We start from the raw sequence: 220 nt of genomic DNA, 5'->3' as shown, positions 1-220 counted from the left end.
TCTTCATATGGATAACATCGAACGTAAGCTTCTGAAGTTTGATCGACTCATTAAGACAACAGCTGAACAATGCCAACAATTGATGAAATTAAAAGGGGTTGGTGCGATGACCGCTAGCGCTTTGGTCTGTGCAATAGCAGATGGAAAAGAGTTCAGTAATGGTCGCCAATTAGCGGCTTGGTTGGGCTTAACTCCTTCTCAATACAGCAGTGGTGGTAAA

The 220-nt window shown here is 43.2% G+C and carries 1 protein-coding gene; it reads left to right on the top strand.

Translation table 11 applies throughout. From position 1 onward, the window contains the following. Positions 1-220 (top strand): transposase (locus tag AACR11_RS06645; protein ID WP_139374601.1); only part of this gene is annotated, 220 nt, incomplete at both ends.

It is taken from the genome of Vibrio sp. L85 (assembly GCF_963871815.1).
Lineage (GTDB): Bacteria > Pseudomonadota > Gammaproteobacteria > Enterobacterales > Vibrionaceae > Vibrio > Vibrio harveyi.
This window is presented reverse-complemented; position numbering and strand designations above follow the sequence as displayed.